Source organism: Azospirillum sp. SYSU D00513, from assembly GCF_017356015.1.
Lineage (GTDB): Bacteria > Pseudomonadota > Alphaproteobacteria > Azospirillales > Azospirillaceae > Azospirillum.
Genome location: NZ_JAFIQV010000030.1, coordinates 21,750 through 42,897, shown reverse-complemented (window position 1 = coordinate 42,897; position 21,148 = coordinate 21,750). Strand labels below are relative to the sequence as shown.

Here is a 21,148-nt window from a genome sequence, read left to right as displayed (position 1 = left end):
AGGTCCTTAAGGGCAGCTTTAGGGCAGTCTTGGAAGGGCGGCGGTCCGGAAGGACGGGCGTGCGAAGCCCCCCGGCGAAGCTTGGCCTCGCGGTCACCACGGTCGATAACCCGTTTCAGTGGCGCTTGTCATGCCCCTTCGCGGCGGAAAGCGCCGAAGGCCGGATTCTTCCCTTCCCCGCCGACCCCATTCGGGTTACCTAAATAGATAAGGCAGCTCAATGGGTTGCGCAGAATTCCATGACTTCGCGCCGCCCATGGTGCTGTGACATCGCGCACCGCTCCTTGCTTGCACTCGTGCCGTCCGTTGACGGCAATTTCGCGTGCAGGCATAGATGAAGGACAGCGTTCGTCTTACCCCCATCAGATGCGGCGGACAGGGCGTCTTTCCTTTTTCAGCGAAGTTCTTCGCTTCTGTGCGGGGTTGTGCGATGGCCGGTGCGGTCTTGGGCAGCGTGGGGCGTGCCGCCTCCCTGGTGTCTTCCATCCTCGGGCTGGCGCTGCTGGCCGGCTGTGCCGGGACGGCCACCAACGACCTTCCCCACAGCAACCTCCCGGCTGCGAAGAACCGGCCCTCGCTGGACCAGGTGGCGCAGGATTTCCGGCAGCTTCCAGGCTGGGTCGATGACGACCACGCCCAGGCCCTGCCCGCTGTCCATCGCACCTGCGGCTGGGTCGCCGTCCAGGGGGCGGGCCGCCCGCTGGGTTCCCATCCGGCCGCCGGCACCACCAGCGACTGGCGTCCCATCTGCGACGCGGCGCGCCAGCTGCCGGCCAACGATTCCGAGGCGGCCCGCCGCTTCTTCGAAGCCAATTTCACGCCCGTGACGCTGACGCAGGGCTTCGACGGGCTGTTCACCGGCTATTACGAGATCGAGCTGCGCGGCAGCTGGACCAGGACCGAACGCTTCAACGTGCCCCTCTACCGAGCGCCCAAGCGCGGCGGCAAGGGGCTGCCCTCCCGTGCCCGCATCACCGACGGCGCGCTGAAGGGCAAGGGGCTGGAGCTGATGTGGGTGGACGACCCGATCGACGCCTTCTTCCTGGAAATCCAGGGCTCCGGCCGCGTGGTCATGACCGACGGGTCCGTCGTCGGCGTCGGCTATGGTGGCCAGAACGGCCACAGCTACGTCCCGATCGGCCGTTACCTGATCGACCAGGGCTACGGCACGCCGGAGGAGATGTCGCTCCAGTTCATCCGCCGCTGGCTGAAGGAGCACCCGCAGGACGCCAGGCGCGTGATGAACCTCAACCCCTCCTACGTCTTCTTCACGCTCCGCCCGGAGGGGGGGCCGCGCGGCGCCCGCAACATGGAACTGACCCCCGGCCGCAGCCTCGCCGTCGACCGGGAGCACATCCCGCTCGGCGTGCCGCTCTGGCTTGAGGTGAGGGACGCCCCGGTGCCGGGCGGTGAGATCAGGCGCCTCGTGCTCGCCCAGGACACGGGCGGCGCCATCAAGGGGCCGGTGCGCGGCGACCTGTTCTGGGGCCATGGCGCCGAGGCGGAGTACGGCGCCGGCCTGATGAAGGCGCGTGGCCGCTATACGATGCTGGCGCCCCGCAACACCGGCTACGCGGTCGCCTCGCAGCCCCGCTGAGGCTACCCTGCCGAGCATGATCCAACTCGCCCGCCTGACGGACCTGCCGGACCGGGACGCCGCCCTGCGCGGGCTGGAGGAGATCTTCTTCCTCTCGGCACTCCGGACCGGCTTCGCGTCCGGGCGGGAACGCGCGGACTTCTTCCGGACCTGGGCCGGCTGGTACCTCGGCCACGCCCCCGCCAACGTCTGGTTCGCGCTGGACGGCGAAGGCGCGGTCCTGGGCTATCTCACGGGCTGCAAGGACAGCGCCGGCGCGGGTGCGGCCGGGCTCGACGGCACCATCCCGAAATACGAGGTCTTCGCCGACCTGTTCGCGGCCTTCCCGGCCCATCTGCACGTCAACGTCCGGCCCGAACATCGGAGCGCCGGCCTCGGCCGCCGGCTGGTGGACCGCTTCGCGGAGGACTGCGCGGCGGACGGGCTCGCCGGTGTGCATCTGGTCACGGGCGCGGAGGCCCGCAACGCCGCCTTCTACCGGCGCGCCGGCTTCACCGAAGAACACCGGCGCGGTCCCCTGCTCTTCCTGGGACGGCGCCTCGACACGCGCGGCGGCATTCTTCCCGCTTGACACCTCGAGGTGCAAGGCATCATGCTTCGCCCATGCCTAGCCCCTCGATGCCTGCACGCTCTGTCCCCAAACCGGGTCCCGATCTGACCAGCCGCTCCTACTGGAACGGCACGATCAAGATGAGCCTGTCGAAGTTCTTCATCCTGCGCGTCCTGCACCAGCGGCCCATGCATGGGTACGACATCGCCGGCGCGGTGGAGAGGACGACGAACGGCTGCTGCTCGCCGACGGAAGGAACGATCTATCCCGTCCTGCGGGAGTTCGAGGAGGGGGGCTACGTCACCTCCCACGCCGAGACCGTCTCGGGGCGGGAGCGCAAGGTCTACACGCTGACCGACCGGGGCCGGGACTCTTTCAAGGTCGCCGTGGAGGCCTGGATGGAGGTCACCCGTGTCCTGCTGGACACCGAACGGGCGGTCGCGGCCAGCGCCGCCGCGCAGGTTCCGGCGGAGGGACGTTCGGGCTGCTGCGGCTGAGACCGCTTGACGGGACGGGGTTCCTTTACGCGCATATACCTCGATGATCGATGCATAGATAACCAACATAGATGACCAACAGCGCAGGAGAGGGTCGATGACATCTTCAGCATCCGGACTTCCGGTCGCCGTCATCGGCGCGGGTCCCGTCGGGCTCGCCGCCGCGGCGCACTTGGCGCGGCGCGGCCTGACAGCGCTGCTGTTCGAGCGCGGCCCGTCCGTCGGACATGCCCTGCGCGGATGGAGCCATGTGAGGGTCTTCACCCCCTGGCGCTACATCATCGATGCCGCCGCCACAGCGCTGCTGGCGGACACCGGCTGGCGGGCGCCGGACGCGGAGGCGCTGCCGACCGGCGGCGAAATCGCGAGCCGATATCTGGAGCCGCTGGCGGCGCATCCCGCCATCGCGCCGCACCTGCGGCTGGAGGCCGAGGTCCTTTCCATCACCCGCGAGGGGCTGGACAAGGCATCGAGTGCCGGCCGCGAGAGGGCGCCCTTCCTGATCCGCTGGCGCGATGCGGAGGGCCACACCCGGACGGACCGTGCCCATGCGGTGATCGACGCCTCCGGCACCTGGTTCCAGCCCAACCCGATGGGCACCGACGGCCTTCCGGTGGAGGGCGAGGCCGAGCTGTCGGGCCGCATCGCCTACGGCATCCCGGACGTGACCGGCGGCGACCGGGCCGGCTATGCCGGCGCGCGCGTGCTGGTCGTCGGGGCCGGCCATTCGGCGATCAACGCCGTGCTCGACCTCATGCGCCTGCGGGAGGAGGAGGCGGAGACGCGCATCGTCTGGGCGCTGCGCCACGACCGTGTCGGAAAGCTGCTCGGCGGTGGGCTGAACGACCAGCTGCCGGAACGCGGCGCGCTCGGGCTTGCCGCGAAGCGCGCCATCGAGGAGGGCCGCCTGCCCGTCCTGGCGCCCTTCGCCGCCCGGCGCCTCGCCCCGGCGGACGGCGCCATCCACGTCGAGGGCCGGCTGGCCGGCCGGCCTCACGCGCTGGAGGCGGACCGCATCATCGTCGCCACCGGCTTCCGCCCGGATCTCGGAATGCTGCGCGAGCTGCGGCTGGCGCTCGACCCCGCGCTGGAGGCGCCGCCCGCCCTGGCGCCGCTGATCGACCCGAACCTGCATTCCTGCGGAACCGTGCCACCGCACGGCGCCGCCGAGCTGTCGCACCCCGAGCCCGGCTTCTACATCGCCGGATCGAAAAGCTACGGCCGCGCACCGACCTTCCTGATGGCGACCGGCTACGAGCAGGTCCGTTCCATCGCCGCGGAGATCTCGGGCGACCGCGCGGCAGCGCGCGAGGTCCGGCTCGTGCTGCCGGAAACCGGGGTGTGCGGCGCCCCACCCGCGCCCCGTCCGGTGACCGCCGGCTGCTGCGCGGGGAGCGCGTGACCGGAAGCCTCGCCCATGGCGCGGGGCGCCCGGCGCGGCGCCCCGGCCAGCGGCTCTTCATCGCCGGGCTGGGCGTGGGACAGATCGTGTCCTGGGGAACCTTCTATTACAGCTTTCCCCTGATCGCCGGCCCGATGGCCGAGGAATTCGCCATGACCAAGCCGGAGGTCTACGGCGCCGCCACGGTCGGGCTTCTCGTCGCCAGCCTCGCCGCCTACCCGGTGGGCGCCGCCGTGGACCGGGGCCACGGGCGGCTGGTGATGGCGCTGGGCTCCCTGCTGGGCGGGCTGCTGCTGATCGCCTGGGCGTCCATCGGGCAGGCCTGGATGCTCTACCCGCTTTTCGCGGGGATCGGCCTCGTACAGGCGATGACGCTCTACGACCCGGCCTTCGCCGTGATCGCCCGCCGCCTCGGGGCGGAGGCGCGCGGCGGCATCACGGCGCTCACCCTGTGGGGCGGCTTCGCAAGCACCGTGTTCGTGCCCGCCGTGCAGTTCCTGCTCGACCATGCGGGATGGCGTGACGCGCTGCTCGCCCTGGCGGCGGTCAACCTGCTGCTCTGCGTGACGCTCCACCTCTCGCTGATCGACTCAGCGGCCTGGCCGGCGGCGGGCATGCCGCAAGCCGGAGCGCCCTCCTCCATGCCGGAACCGGCACGCGAAGGCGTCGGCTGGGCTTTGCGGCAGCCGGCCTTCTGGGGCCTGCTGGTCGCCTTCACCGTCTATTACGGAACCTTCTCGGGCCTGACCTACCATCTCTACCCGATGCTGATGGAGCGGGGCTTCGACACGGCGAGCGTGGTCGGCGCCATCGCCGTCATCGGTCCCGCGCAGGTCGCCGGGCGCGTCTTCATCTGGCTCCTGGCCTCGGGCCGGCCGATCCGCCTGGTCGGGTCGGTGACGGTCGCCGCCTTCCCGGTCGCCCTCGCCATCCTGATGTTCCTGCCGGAGGGGTTCGCGACGCTCGCCGCCTTCGCGCTGGTCTACGGGGCCGGCAACGGGATCATCACCATCGTCCGCGCGCTCGCCGTGCCGGAGATGCTGACGCGCAACGCCTATGGCGCCATCAACGGGGCGCTGTCCGTGCCCGCCATGGCGGCAAAGGCGGCGGCCCCCTTCGGCGCCGCCGCGCTCTGGTCCTTCACGGGATCCTACGACGCGGTGCTCGCCGCCGCCTTCGCGGCGACGCTGGTCATCGCCGGCGGCTTCTGGTCCGCGGCGCTGGCGAGCCGGCGGAGCGGCGTCTAGCCCTCCTCCTGCCCCATCCACTGGCGGGTCGCCGCCTCGCGGCGCATCAGTTCGGCCTCGGCCCGCCGGGTCACGCGCGGCGTGGGCGCGGGTCCGCGCGACGGCCGGCGCTCGGTCAGGGCGGCGGCGGTCAAGGCGAACAGCCCGTAGCCGGCCATGGCGTAACGCGCCCCCCGGGGCTCGCCGGTCAGCAGGGCCGCCGCGGCGATGAAGCCCAGCCCCTGCGCGGCGTCGATGGCCAGATGCCGGTCCATGCTGAGCAGGGGCACGGCCCCCCGCTCGTAGTCGGTGGCGAGCGCGTAGGCGGCGCTGCCCGCGGCGGCGGCGTGCATCAGCCGGCGCGTGGTGCCGTGCCAGCCCATCGCGACCGGCGCGACGGCGAGCGCGGCCCCGGCCGCGTAATCGATCAGTCCGTGGATGCTCGTGGGAATCGGCCTGGAGGGTCGGGTCGGATTCGTCATGCTGTCCTCGCCATGGTCCCTCCTCAACAATGGCAGAAGGCTTGCCGTTCCGAACCCTTCGCGCGGAGCGTGCAGGAACCGCCGGGCCGCCGCCGGTGTTGCTCGCGGCACTGACAGAACAATGCGGCCCGTCGCCTGGCCGACAGGAGTTTCGCCGATGCTGATTTCCGACATCATGGCCCGCGCGCTCGACTTCATCCCGTCCAGCGCGACGATCCAGGAGGCCGCGGTCCTGATGGGCGAACTGGACGTCGGCGCCCTGCCCGTCGGCTCGCCCGAGGATCTCCAGGGCATGATCACCGACCGCGACATCCTGTTCCGCGTCGTGGCCGAGGGGAAGGACAACACCGCCGTGCGGGTGCGCGACGTCATGTCCACGACCGTCTTCACCTGCCGGGAGACCGACACGGTCGAGGCGGCCATGGACATCATGGGCTCCTACCATGTGCGCCGGCTGCCCGTCGTGAACGAGGCCGGCGAGGTCACCGGCATGCTGACCCTGTCGGACCTGTCGCGCACGCTGATGCTGGAGACCGGCGCGATGCAGAACGCGCTGGCCGAACTCAGCAGCACGGCAAAGGGGGATTGAGCCCCAAAGGCCCCGGAGCCGGTCGCCGGGGTCTTCGGGATTTTGGACGGGATCTCAGACCGGCATGTTGAAGCGGCGGTTCAGCCGCACCACGAGGTCCGACGGCAGGCCGAGCCGCAGGGCGAGGTAGCGCAGATAGGCGCGGTTCAGCGCGTTGCCCTTCTCCACCGCCGCCAGCGACACCGCGTAGAAGCGGCTCGCCTCCTGGGGCGTGGAGACGCCGCGCAGCAGGCTTTCCAGGCAGACCGGATCCTCGATGGACTGTTCCAGGCTGCGCCGCTCCTCCGCCGCGATGGTGCTGGTCGAGAGGGCGGCGCGGATGCGGTTCTTCTCCATCGCGTCCAGCCCGCCGTCCGCGTGGGCGGCGGCGGCCATCGCCTGGATCAGCCGCCGCGCCTCCGCCGCCGGGACCGCCCGCAGGTCGGACGGCGGCGGGTCGAGCAGCTGGTTGCGGTTGCGCAGGTGGCTGTCGAGGATCTTGCGCGCCAGCACCGCGTGCAGCACCGGCATGTGGCCCAGGCGGCTGCCCAGCGGCGGCGGGGTTCCCCCGCCGGCCACGCGCCCCTGCTCTTCCTCGACCGTGTCCGCGGACGTCATTCAGCGGCCTTTCCCTTGGTCTGGAGCGCGCTGTCGATCTGCGTCAGCAGCCGCGAGAAATCGATCGGCTTCGGGTGATAGTCGTCGCACCCCGCCTGGAGCACCTTCTCCCGGTCGCCGGACATGGCGTGCGCCGTCAGCGCGATGATCGGGATGCCGGCGGTGTCCGGGGCCGATTTCAGCTGCTTCGCGGCGGTCCAGCCGTCCATCACCGGCAGGTTCATGTCGAGGAGGATGAGATCCGGCGCCTCCGAATGGGCGCTGTCCACCCCCTGCTGCCCGTCGAAGGCCAGGGCCACGTCGTAGCCCCGGCGCTTCAGCCGGCGTGACAGGAAGTCCCAGATCTCCTCGTGATCCTCGACCAACAACAGTTTTGCCATCGCTTCCCCCTAACCGGCTCTCGGCCGCACGGTGCCGATTACCTCTCTCAACTCCGAAACCAGGGCCTCGGGTTCCATCCCGTCCCGCTCGACGATCTGCTGGACCCGCCCGCTGAGCTTCTCCCGCTCCGCCGGGTCGAGCTCGCCGCCGCTGACGATGATCACCGGTATGGCGCGCCAGTCCGGGTTGGCGCGCAGCTCGCGCAGGAAGGCGTAGCCGTTCATGCGCGGCATGTTGAGGTCGAGCAGGATCACCGCCGGCGGCGCCTCGGCGATGCGCTCCAGCGCCGCCCGGCCGTCCGGCGCCTCGACGACCGACCAGCCGTCCTCCTCCAGCGTCATGCGCACGATGGCCCGCGTGGTGTCGTCGTCGTCCACCACCAGCGCCGTGTTGGTGGCGGAGCCGCAGCAGTCGAACAGCACCGTCTTCAGCTTCTGCCAGTCCACCGGCTTGGTCAGGTAGTCGGCGGCCCCCAGCGCCATGGCGAGGCCCTTCTCGCGGCTCGACGAGATCATGATGACGGGGGTGTCGGACAGCTCCGGGTCGGCCTTCAGCGCGGACAGCACCGACCAGCCGTCGGTGTGCGGCATCATCACGTCGAGCAGGATGGCGCGCGGCTTCACCTGGCGAGCGAGCGTCAGGCCGCTCGGCCCGTCGCTGGCGACGCTTACCCCGAACCCCTCCCGCAGCAGGAAGCGCGCCAGCAGCTCCCGCATCGGTCGCTCGTCGTCGATCACCAGGATGGTGTCGGACGGCCCCTCGGCCATGACGGCCTCTCCCTGGCCGCCCTCGGCGCGGCCCCCTCCGTCCGGCGCGGCGCTCCGCGGGGCCGCCGGGTGCGGGGGCGCCAGCGACGTCTCGCGGTCGCGGGGCAGCTCCTCCGGCAGGAAGAGGCTGAAGGTCGACCCCTTGCCGGCCTCGCTGTCGAGCCGGATCTCCCCGCCCAGCATCTCGGCGAAGGCCTTGGTGATCGACAGCCCCAACCCGGTGCCGCCGAAGCGGCGCGTCGTCGAGCTGTCGGCCTGCACGAAGCGCTGGAACAGCTTGTCGCGCTGTTCCGGCGTCATGCCGATGCCGGTGTCGGCCACCCGGAAGACGTGCCAGCCCGGCCGCTCCGGGTCGCGTTCCAGCGACAGGACGATCCTGCCGTTCTCCGTGAATTTCGAGGCGTTGCTCAGCAGGTTGAACAGGCACTGCCGGACCTTCACCACGTCCGTGCGCATGCGCCCCGCGTCCGCGGCCACGGTGATCTCCAGCCGGTTGCCCTTCTTGTCGATGAGCGCCTGGACGGTGGAGGCGATGTCGCGGACGAGGTCGGCTGCGTCGAAATCCTCGGCGTGAACCTCCATCCGGCCGGCCTCGATCTTGGAGATGTCGAGGACGCCGTTGATCAGCTCCAGAAGGTGGCGGGCGTTGGAGCCGATGCGCTGGAGGTCGCGCAGGACTCCCTCCTCGCCTTCGCCACCCAAACCCTTGTCGGCCAGGCCCATGTCGGCCAACTCCTCCTCCAGCATCTCGGCGTAGCCGATCACGGCGCTGAGCGGAGTGCGCAGCTCGTGGCTCATGTTCGCCATGAAGACGCTCTTGGCGCGGTTGGCCTCCTCCGCCTCCTCCTTGGCGGCGGCCAGCGCCTCCTCGGTCCGCTTGCGCTCGGTGATGTCGGTGTTGGTGCCGAGCCATGCCACCAGCTCGCCCGTGTCGTTGCGGACGGGCAGCGCGCGCGACAGGAACCAGCGGTATTCCCCGTCCCGGCCGCGCAGGGGGAAGGTGTCCTCCCAGGGCTCGCCCGCCAGCAGCGCCGCGCGGTAGCCCTCCACCACCCGCTCGGCATAGTCGGGGTGCAGCACGTCGCGCCAGCCCCAGCCCTTCATCTCCTCCAGCCCGGTGTCGGAGAAGTCGTACCAGCGCTTGTTGAACCATTCGACGGAGCCGTCGGGGTCGGTCATCCAGGCGAGCTGCGGGATGGAATCGGCGAGCGTGCGGAACTTCGCCTCGTTCTCGCGCAGCGCCGTCTCGGTCCATTTGCGGCGCAGATACTGGCCGAGCTGGTGGCCCAGCATGGCGATGTGTTCCAGATACTCCTCGTCCAGCCGGTGGCGCTGGCGCCCGAACAGCTCGACGACACCCAGCATCCGCGTGCCGAAGCTCACCGGGAAGGCGAAGCCGAAGGTCAGGCCGGCACGCGACGCCGTCTCCCGCCGGAGGAAGTCCGGGTTGTCGGGCAGATTCTCGATGCGCTCGGTGGCACGGGTCTCCCACACACGGCCGGGCAGCCCGACGCCGCGCGCCCAGCTGCGCGACCGCGTCTCCTCCAGGAAGTCGCCGGCCTGCATGGCGGGGGCCGCCCAAGTGGCCGCGGCGGTCAGAGCCTGCTCGTTCTTGTTCAGGACCCAGAAGGCGCCGACCTGCACCTCCAGCCCCATGCCGATGGTCGCCAGCACCTGGGTGAGCGCGACCTCAAGGTCCGCCGAACCGGCGAGGATGCGGCTGACCGCGGTCTGCACGCCCAGCCGCCGGGCCGCCTCCCCCTTTTTGGACATGTCGTGGAAGGTGATGATGGCGCCGGTGACGGCCCCCTCCTCGCACAGGGGGTGGGAGGAGTATTCGGCGGTGAAGAAGCTGCCGTCCCGGCGCCAGAGCACCTCGTTGTCGAGCCGCACGTCCTGCCCGTTGCGCAAGGTGCCGAGCAGCGGGCAGGAGGTCTGCGGGTAGTGCGACCCGTCCGGGTAGGTGTGGTGGATCAGGTCGTGCATGTTCCGCCCGATCAGCTCCTCCTCCTCCGCGTAGCCCAGCATGTCGAGCGCCGCGCGGTTGATGAAGGTGCAGAGTCCGTGGCCGTCGACGCCGTAGACGCCGATGTCGATGGCGTCGAGGACGGCGGCCTTGTGGCGCAGCTCCGTCTCGCAGCTGCGGTCAATCGGCTTCCGGGCTGGCGGCTTCAAGGCTGGCGGCTTCCGATCAGCCGGCTTCCGGCCAGGGGCGTTCCGGTCGATGTCGGGCAAGCGCGCCGCTCCGCAGGGCTGGGGAAAGTCCCTCCTAAACAGGACGGCCCCTCCCTTGTTTCCGCGCCTATGGCGGAAGGGTACGGGAACGTTGGGCTAACCAGGCCCGTTATGGCCTGCTGCAAGTCGGGCGGGCAGCGGACCCGCGCCCCTGCACGGCGGACGGGAAACGCAGAAGGATGAAACGATGACGGTCGAGCAGATGATGTCCTTCGCCCTGGTGGGGGCGGTCGTCGTGCTACTCGTCTGGGACAAGTTCCGCTTCGACGTGGTGGCCGTGCTGGCCCTGCTGGCCGGGGTGCTGGCCGGGCTGATCCCGGCGAAGGAGGCCTTTTCCGGCTTCGCCGACGACATCGTGATCATCATCGCCTCGGCCCTGATCGTCAGCGCGGGCATCGCGCGGTCGGGCGTGGTGGACGCGCTGGTCCGGCCGGTCGCGGGGAAGCTCGACAGCCCGACCAAGCAGGTCGCCTTCCTGGCGGGGGCCGTGGGGCTGATGTCGGCCCTGATGAAGAACATCGGCGCGCTGGCGATCTTCCTGCCCATCGCGGTCCAGCTCGCCCGCCGGCACCGCACGGGCGCCCACCGCGTGCTGATGCCGATGGCCTTCGCCTCGCTGCTGGGCGGGCTGATGACGCTGATCGGCACCTCGCCCAACATCATCGTGTCGCGGGTGCGCGCCGAGATGGGGCACGAGCCCTTCACCATGTTCGACTATCTGCCGGTCGGGCTGGGGCTGACCATCGCGGGCACGCTGTTCCTGGTGGTCGGCTGGCGCCTGCTGCCGAGCGAGCGCACCGGCGCCCGCCCGCCGGAGGAGACCTTCGCGGTCGAGGATTACCGCAGCGAGATGCTGTTGCCCGCCGCCTCGGCCTTCATCGGGCGCACCATCGCCGACCTGGAGGCGCTGGCCGAGGGCGAGGCCCGCATCGTCGGGCTGATCCGCGAGCGTTTCCGCCGCTACACGCCGGACACCCACTGGACCCTGCTGCCCGAGGACATCCTGGTGCTGGAGGGCGACGCGCCGGCCCTGCAGAAGATCGTGCGCGGGGCGGCGCTGGAACCGCTGGGGGCGGCGGCCGACGCCCGCAACACCGATTTCCTGATCGTCGAGGCGGCGATCCTGCGGGAATCGCCGCTGATCGGCCATTCGGCGCGCCACCTGGACCTGCCGGGCAAGCACGACCTCAGCCTGCTGGCGGTCAGCCGGCGTGGCGAACGGCGGGACCAGCGGCTGATCCACACGGTCTTCCAGGAGGGAGACCTGCTGATGCTGCACGTGGCGAGCAGCCGCTTCCCCGACGCGCTGGCGGACGCCGGCCTGCTGCCGCTGGCCGAGCGCCATCTCCAGCTCGGGCGGCGGCGGCCGAGCTGGGTGCCGGTCTCCATCATCGTGATCACCATGCTGGTCGTGGGATTCCAGATCCTGCCGGTGACCATCGCCTTCCTGGCGGCGGCGGCGGCCATGATCCTGTCCGGCGTGCTGACGGCGGAGGAGGCCTACAACGCCGTCGAGTGGCCGATCCTGGTGCTGCTCGGCGCCCTGATCCCGGTCAGCGGCACGCTGGAGAGCACGGGCGGGACGGAGGTCATTGCGGCGGGCCTGGCGCAGGTGGCGGCGATGATCCCGCCGACCGCCTGCATCACGCTGATCATGGCCGCGGCCATGGCGGTGACCCCCTTCCTGAACAACGCGGCCACCGTGCTGGTGATGGCGCCGATCGGGGCCAGCCTGGCCCAGCAACTCGGCCTCAGCCCCGACCCCTTCCTGATGGCGGTGGCGGTGGGTGCGGGCAGCGACTTCCTGACGCCCATCGGGCACCAGTGCAACACGCTGGTGATGGGTCCCGGCGGCTACCGCTTCGCCGACTACCCCCGGCTGGGCGTGCCGCTGTCGCTGCTGGTGCTGGTGCTGGGCACCTTCCTGATCGCCTGGGTCTGGCCGCTCACGCCGTGAGGTGCCCGCCGTGAGGTGCGGCGGGCGGGCGGATCAGAGCCGCCTGGAGGAGCGGGGCCGCGCCCCGGCGCCCTGCGGGCCGTCGCCGCGCAGGAGGTTCCGCCGCACGGCCCGCAGATGGCGGGCGATGGGGGCAAGCTCCTCCAGCACATGGCTGTCGGTCAGGCCATCGCGCCGCAGCACGGCCCGGGCAACGGGGTCGTCCAGCAGTTCGGCAACGCGGCGGCGCCACGTCTGCTGTTCAGGCAGTCCGGTCATTGCTCGTCTCGTTGTCGTTGGTGCCGAAGCCGCACCGGGGCTCGTAAGCCAAATAAGCGGGCGGCGTGACGGGAAGGTAACCGCCGCCCCCGCCCCGCCGCAATCCGTGCAGGGGTGTATCCTCCAACGATCACAGCCCTTCGGATCGGCGCCCCTTCCTATCGGCAGGCCATGGGCAAGCCGCCGGACCGCCTTTGCAGCGGCCCTTCCGGGCGGAATGGTATAGGCTGGAGAGCCTGACACAGACCGGCACGGCACCTCTTCCGAATGCATCGTTCCCTTCGCTTCGCACCCCTTCTGATCGGCCTTTTCTTCTTCAACCCGGAGGGCGCCGCCATGGCCGCGACAGCATCCGGCACCGGACCCGCCGCCACCGCCGTCGCGGCGAAGGGCTGCGCCACCCTGACATCGCGGCTGGCGGCGATCCCCGGAGGCGGGCCGGCCTTCCTGCCGAGCTACGACAGCGAGCATGGCGTCGGCAAGCCTTTGGAGCCGGCGCTCGCCACCGCCGCCTTCACCTACGACAACGCGCTTGCCGCCATCGCCCTGACCGCCTGCGGCAAGGCGGAGGCGGCTCGCCGGATCGGCGACGCGCTGCTGGCCGCGGTGGACCATGACCGCATGCGCAGCGCGCTCGGCGGCGGGCGGCTGCGCAACACCTACCGCGCCGGCCGGCAGGACGAACGGCCGGTCCCGCCCAACGGCTGGTGGGACGCCCGGCAGAACCGCTGGCTGGAGGACGCCTACCAGGTCGGAACGGCGACCGGCAACGTCGCCTGGGCGGCGCTCGCCCTGCTGACCCTGGCGGAGCGGACCGGCGAGCCGCGCTACGCCGATGGCGCCGCGCGGCTCGGCAGCTGGGTGGCGGAGACCATGGCGGACGAACGGACTCCGGCTGGTTTCGCCGGCGGGCTGCATGGCTTCGAGCGGGCCGCCGAGCCGCTGGGCTGGAAGGCGACGGAGCACAACACCGACCTCGCCGCCGTTTTCCGCCGCTTGGCCCCAGGCGCGCGGCAGGACTGGCGGGCGCGAGAGGCGACCGCGCGCGGCTTCCTGGAGGCGATGTGGGACGAGGAACGGGGCTGCTTCCTGACGGGCACCCTGCCCGACGGCACGACGCCCAACCGGGCCACCTCCGGCCTCGACGCGCAGCTCTGGCCGCTGCTGCTGCCGGAGGCGCCGGCCCACTGGCGGCGCGCGCTGGCCTATGCCGAGCGGGCGCACGGCGTGCCGGGCGGCTTCGACTTCAACGACGACCGGGACGGGCTGTGGGTGGAGGGCACCGCCCAGGCGGCGCTGGTCTACCGCGCGCTGGGCCGGGGGGAGGAGGCGGAACGGCTGCTCGCCGTCGTCGGCGGCCAGTTCAGCCCCGGCGGCTATCTGTGGGCGACGCGCGAGCCGCAGGTGACGACCGGCCTCGCCATCGGCCCGGCGAGCCGGACCGACGATTTCCTCTATTACCGCCAGCCCCATCTCGGCGCCACGGCCTGGGCCGTGCTGGCCGCCACGGGCTGGAACCCCTTCACGGGAGAGCGGGTGCCCTGACGGCCGGCGTGCCGGTGCCTGACGTCAGGGTGTTGAGGCGTCAGTGCGTGGCGTCGCGCCGCCGCGCCTTTGCCATGTGCCCCCTGGCCCCGCCGCCCGGGGACACGGTGCGGCCCCCGCCGACCTCGGCCATGCCGCTGCCCACCGCCGACAGGTTCGGCGCGGGTCCCGGCTTGGCTGGTGACGGGTGATGCCCGACCCGGCCCCGCTCCACGCCGTGGCCGAAGGTGCTTTGGCCGGTGGCGCCATGGCCCGCGCCGGCGTGCAGGCCGTTGGAGCGGCGCAGCATCCAGACGGCGCCCAGGCCGGTCAACACAAGGGCGGCAAGCCCGACCGCGCGGTTCATGGATCCAGACCCTCCGCTGTGGGGACACAGGATGGAAGCCACCGGGAACGGCGGCTCGGCACGTTTTTCAACAGGGCCGGAACGGGAACGTCGCGGCGGGCCTGGCGCGCGCCCGGCAGGCGAGATCCGCCTCCGACCGCAGGCGATCCGGGCCGTCCTTGCGCGGCGCTGTACGGATTGTGCTGAAACGTTTGATCCGAGCCTGCGTGCTTCCTGTTCTTGCAGCCCAGCCATATGACATGGACATGCTCAAAGGCATAGGACCAGAGCCAGGACGGTCCCATCTCGGCAAGCGGTAAGCTTTTCCCCATGAAAGGACCGGAATGCCCTGGGATCTCGACGCCGAGCGCCACGCATTGAGCTATCTGAAGATGCTGGCCGACTTCCACGAGGAGGACGGCGAACTGCCAGCCCAGGAGCTTCAGGCGATCCGGTACCGGCTGGCGGCCCAGGCTACGGAGATCAACGGCGACAACTGCCGCTTTCCGGCCTGCTCCTGCGCCCGGGCGAGCTGCGCGTGACAGGGCGACGCGACGGCGTAGCGCTCCAGGGCTTTCCGCCCCTATTCCGCCTTCGGCCCCAGGTGGCTGACACCGCGCGCCTCGGCCAGCCGGATCTGGTGCATGCGCTCGCGGGAGGAGGCCTTCTGGGCCTCGGTCAGGGTGGGGGCGCAATGGGCGCAGCTCACCCCCTCTTCGTAGCCGGGGAGGGTCTTGTCCTCCGGCGTCAGGGGGCGGCGGCAGCCGTGGCAGAGCTGGACCGGTTCGACGCCGAGGCCGTGGCCGACCGCGACGCGCTCATCGAAGACGAAGCAGCCGCCGGACCACAGGCTGTCCTCCGGCGCGATGCGCTCCAGGTATTTCAGGATGCCGCCCTTCAGGTGGTAGACCTGCTCGAACCCCTCCCGCAGCATCAGGGCGGTGGCCTTCTCGCAACGGATGCCGCCGGTGCAGAACATGGCGACCTTCTTGTGCTTCTCCGGGTCGAGGTTTTCGCGGACATAGGCGGGGAATTCGCTGAAGCTGCGCGTTCCCGGATCGACCGCACCCCGGAAGGTGCCGACCGCCACCTCGAAGCCGTTGCGGGTGTCGATGACCAGCGTCTCGGGATCGCTGATCAGCGCGTTCCAGTCCTCCGGCTCCACATAGGTGCCGACCCCTTCCAGCGGATCGACCGTCGGGTCGCCGATGGTCACGATCTCGGTCTTGGTGCGGACCTTCGTCCGCAGGAAGGGCATGGCGTCCGCGAAGGAGGTCTTGGTCTCGATCTCCTCCAGCCCGGTGGCGGCACGGATGCCGTCCATCACCGCGTGGAGCGACGCCGGTTCCCCCGCCAGGGTGCCGTTGATGCCCTCGCGCGCCAGCAGCAGCGTGCCGCGCACGCCGTGGGATTCGCAGAGGGACTGCAACGGCGCGCGCAGGCTTTCATACTGCGGCAGCCGGGCGAACTTGTAGAAGGCGGCGATCTCGATCCGGGGCATGGGTGCTCTTGACGGTCTGGCGCGGCCAATCGGCGCGATGCATCGGGACCTTGCCTTATAGCAACGCGCCGACCGTCAGGAAAACAGAACCGGTGAGGCGGCCCCGTGAACCGCCCTGCCCCGCCGTCACGGGCTGGCCATCACATGTCGTTGGCCTTCAGGTTGTCCGGGTTCATGTTGGAATGGTCGAGCGTGGACTCGTTGCCCGACTTGTCCTTCTGCCACCAGCCGCCCCGCTGGCCTTTCGGCCCGGTGGAGGGCGTGTCGGGCGCACCCGAAGGCTCGTCCGTGCTCGGCGCGTCGGCATCCGGCGGCTGTTCCCGCGCGAGGCTGGGGTTGATGTTGTCGCGGCGCTGTTGCTCCAGCCGCTCGTCCGGGCTTCCGGCGGCGTCGGCCTGGCTCACCATGCCGGCGTTCGGCTGGTGCAGGACTTGGCTGGGCGGCGTGATGCCGCCTGCGGCTTGTCGGGGATCGTCCTCTGCCATGTCAGCGCCTTTCTTCAGGGGGATCTGCTCTTTCGAAAACTGTTCGCAACACCAACAGGTCTCCCCGCGCGGAGGTCGCGGGACAGATTGGAGAATCCGGCGCGCCGGGGTCACACGGACGCAAAGCTGTATGATCGCACAGCTGGATCTCATCCCGACTCCTCCGCCATGCTGGGCCGCTTGCCTTCGATGCGCAGAGCGAGAAGCGGAAGGAGTGACGATGTTCAGGACGATGGCTGCCGTTGCCGCACTGGCTTTTGGTCTTTCGGCGGTCCCCGGCATGGCGGAGACCGTGGCGGCCGAACAGGCCAGCGCCGGCACGGAGAGCGGTTTGGGCGGCTGGATGGTCGGCGACCGCGCCTACTCTTCGGCCAGAACGCCCAGCTTTTTCGACATGAGCTTCGGGGCGCCGGATGATGGGGCTTCCCTGGTCGAGGGCTTCGACGCGCCCTGCTGCGCGGCGGAGATGCTCGACCAGGGCATCGGCTTCGGCGGCGCAAGGGCGGCCGACTGATCGCCCCCTCGCGAGAGCACTCCCCTTCCGGCGCTGTTGGCAGGTAGGCGTCATGGACCCCGGTGCGCCGCGAGGAGGCGGCGGGTGGACGGGTTTTCGAGCCGGTAGAGGTCGGGCGGTGGAATGAGACGGTTGGTTGTCGGTGCGGTGTTCCTGGTGGCGGCCTGCGCGGGCGGCCCCACGGTGAAGGTCATGCCCTGCGATGAGGCCCAACCGCCGGGCATCCGCCTTTCCGGGGACGGCACGCGGCTGGAGACCACGCTGTCGGTGCTGACCTACAACATCGAGGGCCTTTCCTGGCCGGCACGGACCGGGCGCGCGAAACACCTGCGGGAGATCGGCGAGCAGCTCGACCAGATGAGAGACCGGGGGGAAGCGCCGGACGTCGTGATGTTCCAGGAGATGTTCAGCGGGGCCGCGGAGGCCGCGGTGTTCAGCACGGGCTACCCCGCCGTCGCGAAGGGCCCGGTGCGGTCGACGCCGGCGCATGACGCCGCCACGGAGAGCTTGCCCGGCAAGGCGAAGCCCCTGCGCGGGGAGATCGGGATCGCGCTGCTTGGAAGCGGGCTGGCGATCGCCTCGAACTACCCGCTGACCAGCGTGGAGTCCCAGGCCTATGGCCGGCGGTCCTGCGCCGGGTTCGATTGCCTGGCGAACAAGGGCGTCATGCTGGCGCGCCTGCACGTGCCGGGCGTTCCAGCGACGGTCGATCTCTACAACACCCACATGAACGCGCGGGGTGCCTCCCGCGTTTCCAGGGAGCGCAACCTGGCGGCGCACCAGCGGCAAACGGCCGAGGCGGCGCGGTTCATCGCGCAGACCCACTCGGACGGCTCCCCGGTCATATTCGGCGGGGATTTCAACATGCGCCATTCCGAGGAACGCTTCTCCGCCTTCTCCGCGCACCATCCGTTGAGGTTGGTTCACCGGGTCTGCGCCGGGCCGGAGTCCGGGTGCGACGTGCGCATGTCGTGGGACGGGGACGCACCCTGGATGGACACGCAGGACCTTCAATTCTTTTCAAACGGCAGCACGGTGTCGGTCCGCCCCATCCGGGTCGAGGCGATGTTCGACGGCGGGCCGGGCGGTCCCCTGCTGTCGGACCATGACGGGTTCCTGGTCACCTACGAGTTGAGCTGGCCGAAGGACGCGGCGCGGACCCGCTGCCGGATCGGGCCGCGGGCATAGGGCCCTCCCGGCGCGGCTTGCCGTCTCCTGGCGGGCGGCCGGAAACTTGCGCCCGGGTCCTGGCGTTCAGACGAACGCCCGCGTCACCGAGGATTCGAGAACGCCGCTGATCTCGGCGATCCGCCCGTTCAGGATCTCCACGGCCGCCTCCGGCGCGCCGGTCCGCAGCGCCGCCACGAACCGCTCCGCTTCCCGATGAAAGGCCGCCGACGCAAGCTCGTGCCGGCAGGCATGCACCCGTAGCGTCACGATCTTGGATTCGATCATCCGCTGGGCTTCCAGCAGGAACGGATTCTCGCAGTGCAGGAAGGGGATCGCGTAGGCCGCCATCTCCGCGCGGATGGCGGCGACGACGTCCTGCTCCTCGCAGGCCGCCTGAAGGGCGAGCAGCGGTTCCTCCAGGGACAGCAGCAGCTCATCCCTGGCCCGGTGGTACGCGGACCGCGTCGCCGCCGACAGGAGCGTCCCCCAATATTCGCAGAGCGGCGCGATCTCGGCGGGGTTGGGCGTGAAGATGAAGGTGCCCTTGTAGGGCTGAACCTCGACCAGCCCTTCCGCCTTCAACTGCGCCAGGGCCTCGCGGACCGGCGTCTTGCTGACGCAGAGCAGGGTGGCGAGGCGGTTCTCGGACAGGAGCTGTCCGAAGGGCATTTCCCCCTCGATGATCAGGGTGCGCAGGCGGGTGGCCGCCACTTCCGTCAGCGATGGCGGACGGTCGATCGGTTCGATGTAGGTCCTGAGAACGTGCCTGCTCCGAGATTCCGTAAGGTCATAATACATGGCTGGATCCACACTCTTGAAGGTTGGGCGAGCCTGTCGGCCGCGAAATCGGACAGGAAGCGAACGACACATCCTTTGTTCCAGGTAAGTTGCGCATCACCTCTCAGGCATCGGTTGAACCAACCCTCTCAGCACTGACCCTCACCGAACCCATTCCTCCCGAACAACTCAAGGCGCTTTTCCATCGCTTCCATTGGCCGTCCGGCCGTCGACCGCCGCATCGTCCTTTCAGCATGACCGGACTGCTCCGTTCGGCGCGACGCGTTTCCTTGGAAGAGGCGCTGACGCTTTGAAGCGAAAGGCCGCCTTATGGTCCCAATAAGGCGGCCTTCGGGGGAGGGGCCAGGAGGCTGGTTCGGCCTCCAGGCAGACATCATGTATGGCGGTCGCCATGCGGACCAACCTGTCAGATTTCACAGGGTGTTGGAATGCCGCACGCAAATCCTGTGGCATGATGCCTCCAGGATAGGCCGAGTCATGTCTATCAGACTGCGGGACAGATCGGCTTGCACCTAATATTGCAGGTACCGCTCTTCCCGTCTCTTCAGGAATGATATCTGATTAAACCGCCCTGTCGAATTTTAATCCCTGAGATTCTGCATTTTTTTCTCTGCGAAAAACGGGACGACCCGCGCAGAAACGCCTCCACTGGGACGCGCATCGTCGGCATACAATGCTTCACTGCCGTTCTGGGAGGGACTTGAGAGCGCCAATCAGACAGCCGTTCACCGGCTCTTGAGTTTACTAGGGAGGACTAATAATGAGCATCAACTCGACAGGCGATCTCGCGCTCGGCGCAGGACCGCATTATGGCGGCACCACCGCCGGCGCCGGCGCCGCCGCTGCGGCGAAAAAAGAAATCAGGCTGACCGCGCCCGGCACCGGCTTCATGGACACGTGGAAGGCCATGGGTCCCGGCATCGCCGCGGCGATGACGGGCATCGGCGCCAGCCACATCATGCACGCGCCGACCGCCGGCGCGCGGTTCGGCTATGATCTGCTCTGGGTGATCCTGGCCGCCTACATCATCAAATACTGCGCGTTCGAGTTCGCCCACCGCTACACGATGGTCAAGGGCGAGACCATCATCAACGCCTACCACCGCGTCGGCAACTGGCCGCTGTGGTTCATGATCTTCCAGGGTCTGGCCAACACCGTCGGCATCGCCGGGCGCGCGCTCGGCTGCGCGGCGCTGATGTGGGCGGCCTTCCCCTTCATGCCGATGGAGATGTGGGCGGTCACGATCCTGGTCGGCACCGTCGCCATCCTGTGGCTCGGCAGCTACAAGGCGGTCGAGGGCATCTGCAAGCTGCTGATCATCATCTTCGCCGTGTCCTGCTTCGTCGCCTTCGCGCTTCAGGCTCCGCCGCCGGCCGAGTATCTGTCGCGCCTGCTGCCGACCCTGCCGCCGGTCGGCGCCATGCTGCTGTTCGGCGCCATGTTCGGCTATTTTCCCACCACGCTGGAAGTCGCCCCCATGCAGTCCAACTGGGCCGTGGACAAGAAGGCCGGCATGGTGAAGGTGAACGAGATGCGGGCCCAGGGGCACACCGTGCACATGGACCCGAACTACATGAAGAACAGCCTGATCCTGTTCAAGCGCGACATGAACATCAGCTACATCATCTCGATGCTGTCGGGCATGATCTTCCTGATCGTCGGCGCGGCGGTGCTGAACCCGCTGGGGCTGGTTCCGAAGGGCAGCGAGATGGGCGTCACCATTGCCAGCATCTACACCAACACCTTCGGAGCGTGGATCTTCCCGGTCATCATCGCCGGCGGCGTGGCCGCCCTCTTCTCCACCGTCTTCACCTACTTCGACGGCCAGGCCCGCATCTTCGAGGAATGCGCCGTCCGCCTGAAGAAGGATTGGGACAACCCGAAGGCCCGCAAGCTGCTGTACCGCGGCATGCAGATCCTCTGGCTGATCGCCGGCATCGCCGTGGTCTTCGGCCTGCCCGAGCCGATCTTCGTGGTCCAGGTCGCGTCGGTGATGGCCCTGGTCTTCTCGCCGGTCCTGTACTGGCTGACCATCAAGGCGGTCAAGGACAACTTCACCTCGGACTTCGAGCGTGACCTGCTGCCGAGCAAGTTCCAGTTCGCCTGGGCCTGGGCCGGCACCATCAGCCTGGTCCTGCTGACCTTCTACGTCCTCTACTACCAGTTCCTGGGCTGATCCCAGGCGGGTTCGCCTGAAGCGGAGCGTGACGCCACGGAATGGACATTCCCTGGCGTCATTCTGCGTTCAGGACACCCGCTCACGGGCATCGGC

22 protein-coding genes are annotated in these 21,148 nt (G+C 69.7%); 13 read left to right on the top strand and 9 right to left on the bottom strand.

Features of this window, described 5'->3' with window-relative positions; all coding sequences use genetic code 11:
- Positions 1–430: 430 nt before the first annotated feature.
- The 5 genes from JUB11_RS21150 to JUB11_RS21130 all read left to right on the top strand — a co-directional run bounded on the left by JUB11_RS21150 (position 431) and on the right by JUB11_RS21130 (position 5,293).
- Positions 431–1,597: an MltA domain-containing protein gene (locus JUB11_RS21150; RefSeq protein ID WP_207460580.1), complete on the top strand. Its 1,167-nt coding sequence runs from the start codon at positions 431–433 to the stop codon at positions 1,595–1,597.
- Between the two features lie 16 nt (positions 1,598–1,613).
- On the top strand, positions 1,614–2,168 hold the full coding sequence (locus tag JUB11_RS21145) for a GNAT family N-acetyltransferase (protein ID WP_207460579.1): 555 nt from the start codon (positions 1,614–1,616) through the stop codon (positions 2,166–2,168).
- A 47-nt stretch (positions 2,169–2,215) separates the two neighbouring features.
- Positions 2,216–2,644 carry a PadR family transcriptional regulator gene (locus tag JUB11_RS21140; protein WP_247887224.1) on the top strand — a complete coding sequence of 143 codons (429 nt, stop codon included), beginning with the start codon at positions 2,216–2,218 and terminating at the stop codon, positions 2,642–2,644.
- Between the two features lie 97 nt (positions 2,645–2,741).
- A complete protein-coding gene (locus JUB11_RS21135; protein ID WP_207460577.1) occupies positions 2,742–4,046 on the top strand; it encodes an FAD-dependent oxidoreductase in 1,305 nt (434 codons plus the stop codon).
- The gene (locus JUB11_RS21130; RefSeq protein ID WP_207460576.1) at positions 3,986–5,293 is read left to right on the top strand and encodes an MFS transporter; all 1,308 of its coding nucleotides are present in this window, start codon (positions 3,986–3,988) and stop codon (positions 5,291–5,293) included. Before JUB11_RS21135 ends, JUB11_RS21130 begins: the two co-directional genes overlap by 61 nt.
- On the opposite strand, the gene JUB11_RS21125 is transcribed toward JUB11_RS21130, so the two are convergent.
- The gene (locus JUB11_RS21125; RefSeq protein WP_207460574.1) at positions 5,290–5,754 is read right to left on the bottom strand and encodes a hypothetical protein; all 465 of its coding nucleotides are present in this window, start codon (positions 5,752–5,754) and stop codon (positions 5,290–5,292) included. The genes JUB11_RS21130 and JUB11_RS21125 overlap by 4 nt on opposite strands.
- A gap of 157 nt (positions 5,755–5,911) precedes the next feature.
- On the opposite strand from JUB11_RS21125, the gene JUB11_RS21120 reads away from it, so the two are divergent.
- Positions 5,912–6,343, top strand: coding sequence for a CBS domain-containing protein (locus JUB11_RS21120; RefSeq protein WP_247887223.1), 432 nt, complete (start codon positions 5,912–5,914; stop codon positions 6,341–6,343).
- 54 nt (positions 6,344–6,397) lie between these two features.
- On the opposite strand, the gene JUB11_RS21115 is transcribed toward JUB11_RS21120, so the two are convergent.
- Genes JUB11_RS21115 through JUB11_RS21105 form a run of 3 tightly spaced genes read right to left on the bottom strand, consistent with a single transcriptional unit; the run spans position 6,398 to position 10,263 of the window.
- A complete protein-coding gene (locus JUB11_RS21115; RefSeq protein WP_207460573.1) occupies positions 6,398–6,940 on the bottom strand; it encodes a DUF533 domain-containing protein in 543 nt (180 codons plus the stop codon).
- Positions 6,937–7,320: a response regulator gene (locus JUB11_RS21110; RefSeq protein ID WP_207460571.1), complete on the bottom strand. Its 384-nt coding sequence runs from the start codon at positions 7,318–7,320 to the stop codon at positions 6,937–6,939. Before JUB11_RS21110 ends, JUB11_RS21115 begins: the two co-directional genes overlap by 4 nt.
- Positions 7,321–7,329: 9 nt before the next feature.
- The gene (locus JUB11_RS21105; protein WP_207460569.1) at positions 7,330–10,263 is read right to left on the bottom strand and encodes a response regulator; all 2,934 of its coding nucleotides are present in this window, start codon (positions 10,261–10,263) and stop codon (positions 7,330–7,332) included.
- Between the two features lie 247 nt (positions 10,264–10,510).
- Here JUB11_RS21105 and JUB11_RS21100 point away from each other — a divergent pair, with 247 nt between their 5' ends.
- The gene (locus JUB11_RS21100; RefSeq protein ID WP_207460568.1) at positions 10,511–12,280 is read left to right on the top strand and encodes an SLC13 family permease; all 1,770 of its coding nucleotides are present in this window, start codon (positions 10,511–10,513) and stop codon (positions 12,278–12,280) included.
- 33 nt (positions 12,281–12,313) lie between these two features.
- Here the strand turns inward: JUB11_RS21100 and JUB11_RS21095 are convergent, their stop codons facing one another.
- Positions 12,314–12,538: a hypothetical protein gene (locus tag JUB11_RS21095; RefSeq protein ID WP_207460566.1), complete on the bottom strand. Its 225-nt coding sequence runs from the start codon at positions 12,536–12,538 to the stop codon at positions 12,314–12,316.
- Positions 12,539–12,805: 267 nt separating this feature from the next.
- On the opposite strand from JUB11_RS21095, the gene JUB11_RS21090 reads away from it, so the two are divergent.
- Positions 12,806–14,083 carry a hypothetical protein gene (locus tag JUB11_RS21090; RefSeq protein WP_207460564.1) on the top strand — a complete coding sequence of 426 codons (1,278 nt, stop codon included), beginning with the start codon at positions 12,806–12,808 and terminating at the stop codon, positions 14,081–14,083.
- A 40-nt stretch (positions 14,084–14,123) separates the two neighbouring features.
- Here JUB11_RS21090 and JUB11_RS21085 read toward each other — a convergent pair whose 3' ends face one another.
- The gene (locus JUB11_RS21085; protein ID WP_207460563.1) at positions 14,124–14,429 is read right to left on the bottom strand and encodes a hypothetical protein; all 306 of its coding nucleotides are present in this window, start codon (positions 14,427–14,429) and stop codon (positions 14,124–14,126) included.
- 323 nt (positions 14,430–14,752) lie between these two features.
- On the opposite strand from JUB11_RS21085, the gene JUB11_RS21080 reads away from it, so the two are divergent.
- Positions 14,753–14,950: a hypothetical protein gene (locus JUB11_RS21080; RefSeq protein WP_207460562.1), complete on the top strand. Its 198-nt coding sequence runs from the start codon at positions 14,753–14,755 to the stop codon at positions 14,948–14,950.
- Between the two features lie 41 nt (positions 14,951–14,991).
- On the opposite strand, the gene JUB11_RS21075 is transcribed toward JUB11_RS21080, so the two are convergent.
- A complete protein-coding gene (locus JUB11_RS21075) occupies positions 14,992–15,909 on the bottom strand; it encodes a rhodanese-related sulfurtransferase (protein ID WP_207460561.1) in 918 nt (305 codons plus the stop codon).
- A gap of 140 nt (positions 15,910–16,049) precedes the next feature.
- Complete coding sequence (locus JUB11_RS21070) at positions 16,050–16,394, bottom strand: hypothetical protein (protein ID WP_207460560.1); 345 nt, start codon at positions 16,392–16,394, stop codon at positions 16,050–16,052.
- 220 nt (positions 16,395–16,614) lie between these two features.
- Between JUB11_RS21070 and JUB11_RS21065 the strand changes: the two genes are divergently transcribed.
- Together JUB11_RS21065 and JUB11_RS21060 are read left to right on the top strand one after the other, a co-directional pair.
- Positions 16,615–16,908: a hypothetical protein gene (locus JUB11_RS21065; RefSeq protein WP_207460559.1), complete on the top strand. Its 294-nt coding sequence runs from the start codon at positions 16,615–16,617 to the stop codon at positions 16,906–16,908.
- Positions 16,909–17,031: 123 nt separating this feature from the next.
- A complete protein-coding gene (locus JUB11_RS21060; RefSeq protein WP_207460558.1) occupies positions 17,032–18,096 on the top strand; it encodes an endonuclease/exonuclease/phosphatase family protein in 1,065 nt (354 codons plus the stop codon).
- Between the two features lie 66 nt (positions 18,097–18,162).
- Here JUB11_RS21060 and JUB11_RS21055 read toward each other — a convergent pair whose 3' ends face one another.
- Entirely contained in the window at positions 18,163–18,876 is a 714-nt protein-coding gene (locus JUB11_RS21055) for a GntR family transcriptional regulator (protein ID WP_207460557.1), read from the bottom strand.
- Positions 18,877–18,899: 23 nt separating this feature from the next.
- On the opposite strand from JUB11_RS21055, the gene JUB11_RS21050 reads away from it, so the two are divergent.
- Both JUB11_RS21050 and JUB11_RS21045 read left to right on the top strand, forming a co-directional pair.
- Complete coding sequence (locus JUB11_RS21050) at positions 18,900–19,169, top strand: hypothetical protein (protein ID WP_207460555.1); 270 nt, start codon at positions 18,900–18,902, stop codon at positions 19,167–19,169.
- Positions 19,170–19,636: 467 nt separating this feature from the next.
- Positions 19,637–21,052, top strand: a complete 1,416-nt coding sequence (locus tag JUB11_RS21045; RefSeq protein ID WP_207460553.1) for an Nramp family divalent metal transporter — start codon at positions 19,637–19,639, stop codon at positions 21,050–21,052.
- Positions 21,053–21,148 lie beyond the last annotated feature (96 nt).

Coding starts and splice junctions, on each gene's coding strand:
- JUB11_RS21100 (WP_207460568.1), top strand. CDS start 10,511: ATGACGGTCGAGCAGATGATGTCCTTCGCCCTGGTGGGGGCGGTCGTC.
- JUB11_RS21080 (WP_207460562.1), top strand. CDS start 14,753: ATGCCCTGGGATCTCGACGCCGAGCGCCACGCATTGAGCTATCTGAAG.
- JUB11_RS21140 (WP_247887224.1), top strand. CDS start 2,216: ATGCCTGCACGCTCTGTCCCCAAACCGGGTCCCGATCTGACCAGCCGC.
- JUB11_RS21125 (WP_207460574.1), bottom strand. CDS start 5,754: ATGACGAATCCGACCCGACCCTCCAGGCCGATTCCCACGAGCATCCAC.
- JUB11_RS21085 (WP_207460563.1), bottom strand. CDS start 14,429: ATGAACCGCGCGGTCGGGCTTGCCGCCCTTGTGTTGACCGGCCTGGGC.
- JUB11_RS21060 (WP_207460558.1), top strand. CDS start 17,032: ATGAGACGGTTGGTTGTCGGTGCGGTGTTCCTGGTGGCGGCCTGCGCG.
- JUB11_RS21150 (WP_207460580.1), top strand. CDS start 431: ATGGCCGGTGCGGTCTTGGGCAGCGTGGGGCGTGCCGCCTCCCTGGTG.
- JUB11_RS21135 (WP_207460577.1), top strand. CDS start 2,742: ATGACATCTTCAGCATCCGGACTTCCGGTCGCCGTCATCGGCGCGGGT.
- JUB11_RS21115 (WP_207460573.1), bottom strand. CDS start 6,940: ATGACGTCCGCGGACACGGTCGAGGAAGAGCAGGGGCGCGTGGCCGGC.
- JUB11_RS21075 (WP_207460561.1), bottom strand. CDS start 15,909: ATGCCCCGGATCGAGATCGCCGCCTTCTACAAGTTCGCCCGGCTGCCG.
- JUB11_RS21070 (WP_207460560.1), bottom strand. CDS start 16,394: ATGGCAGAGGACGATCCCCGACAAGCCGCAGGCGGCATCACGCCGCCC.
- JUB11_RS21090 (WP_207460564.1), top strand. CDS start 12,806: ATGCATCGTTCCCTTCGCTTCGCACCCCTTCTGATCGGCCTTTTCTTC.
- JUB11_RS21065 (WP_207460559.1), top strand. CDS start 16,615: ATGTTCAGGACGATGGCTGCCGTTGCCGCACTGGCTTTTGGTCTTTCG.
- JUB11_RS21145 (WP_207460579.1), top strand. CDS start 1,614: ATGATCCAACTCGCCCGCCTGACGGACCTGCCGGACCGGGACGCCGCC.
- JUB11_RS21110 (WP_207460571.1), bottom strand. CDS start 7,320: ATGGCAAAACTGTTGTTGGTCGAGGATCACGAGGAGATCTGGGACTTC.
- JUB11_RS21095 (WP_207460566.1), bottom strand. CDS start 12,538: ATGACCGGACTGCCTGAACAGCAGACGTGGCGCCGCCGCGTTGCCGAA.
- JUB11_RS21055 (WP_207460557.1), bottom strand. CDS start 18,876: ATGTATTATGACCTTACGGAATCTCGGAGCAGGCACGTTCTCAGGACC.
- JUB11_RS21120 (WP_247887223.1), top strand. CDS start 5,912: ATGCTGATTTCCGACATCATGGCCCGCGCGCTCGACTTCATCCCGTCC.
- JUB11_RS21045 (WP_207460553.1), top strand. CDS start 19,637: ATGAGCATCAACTCGACAGGCGATCTCGCGCTCGGCGCAGGACCGCAT.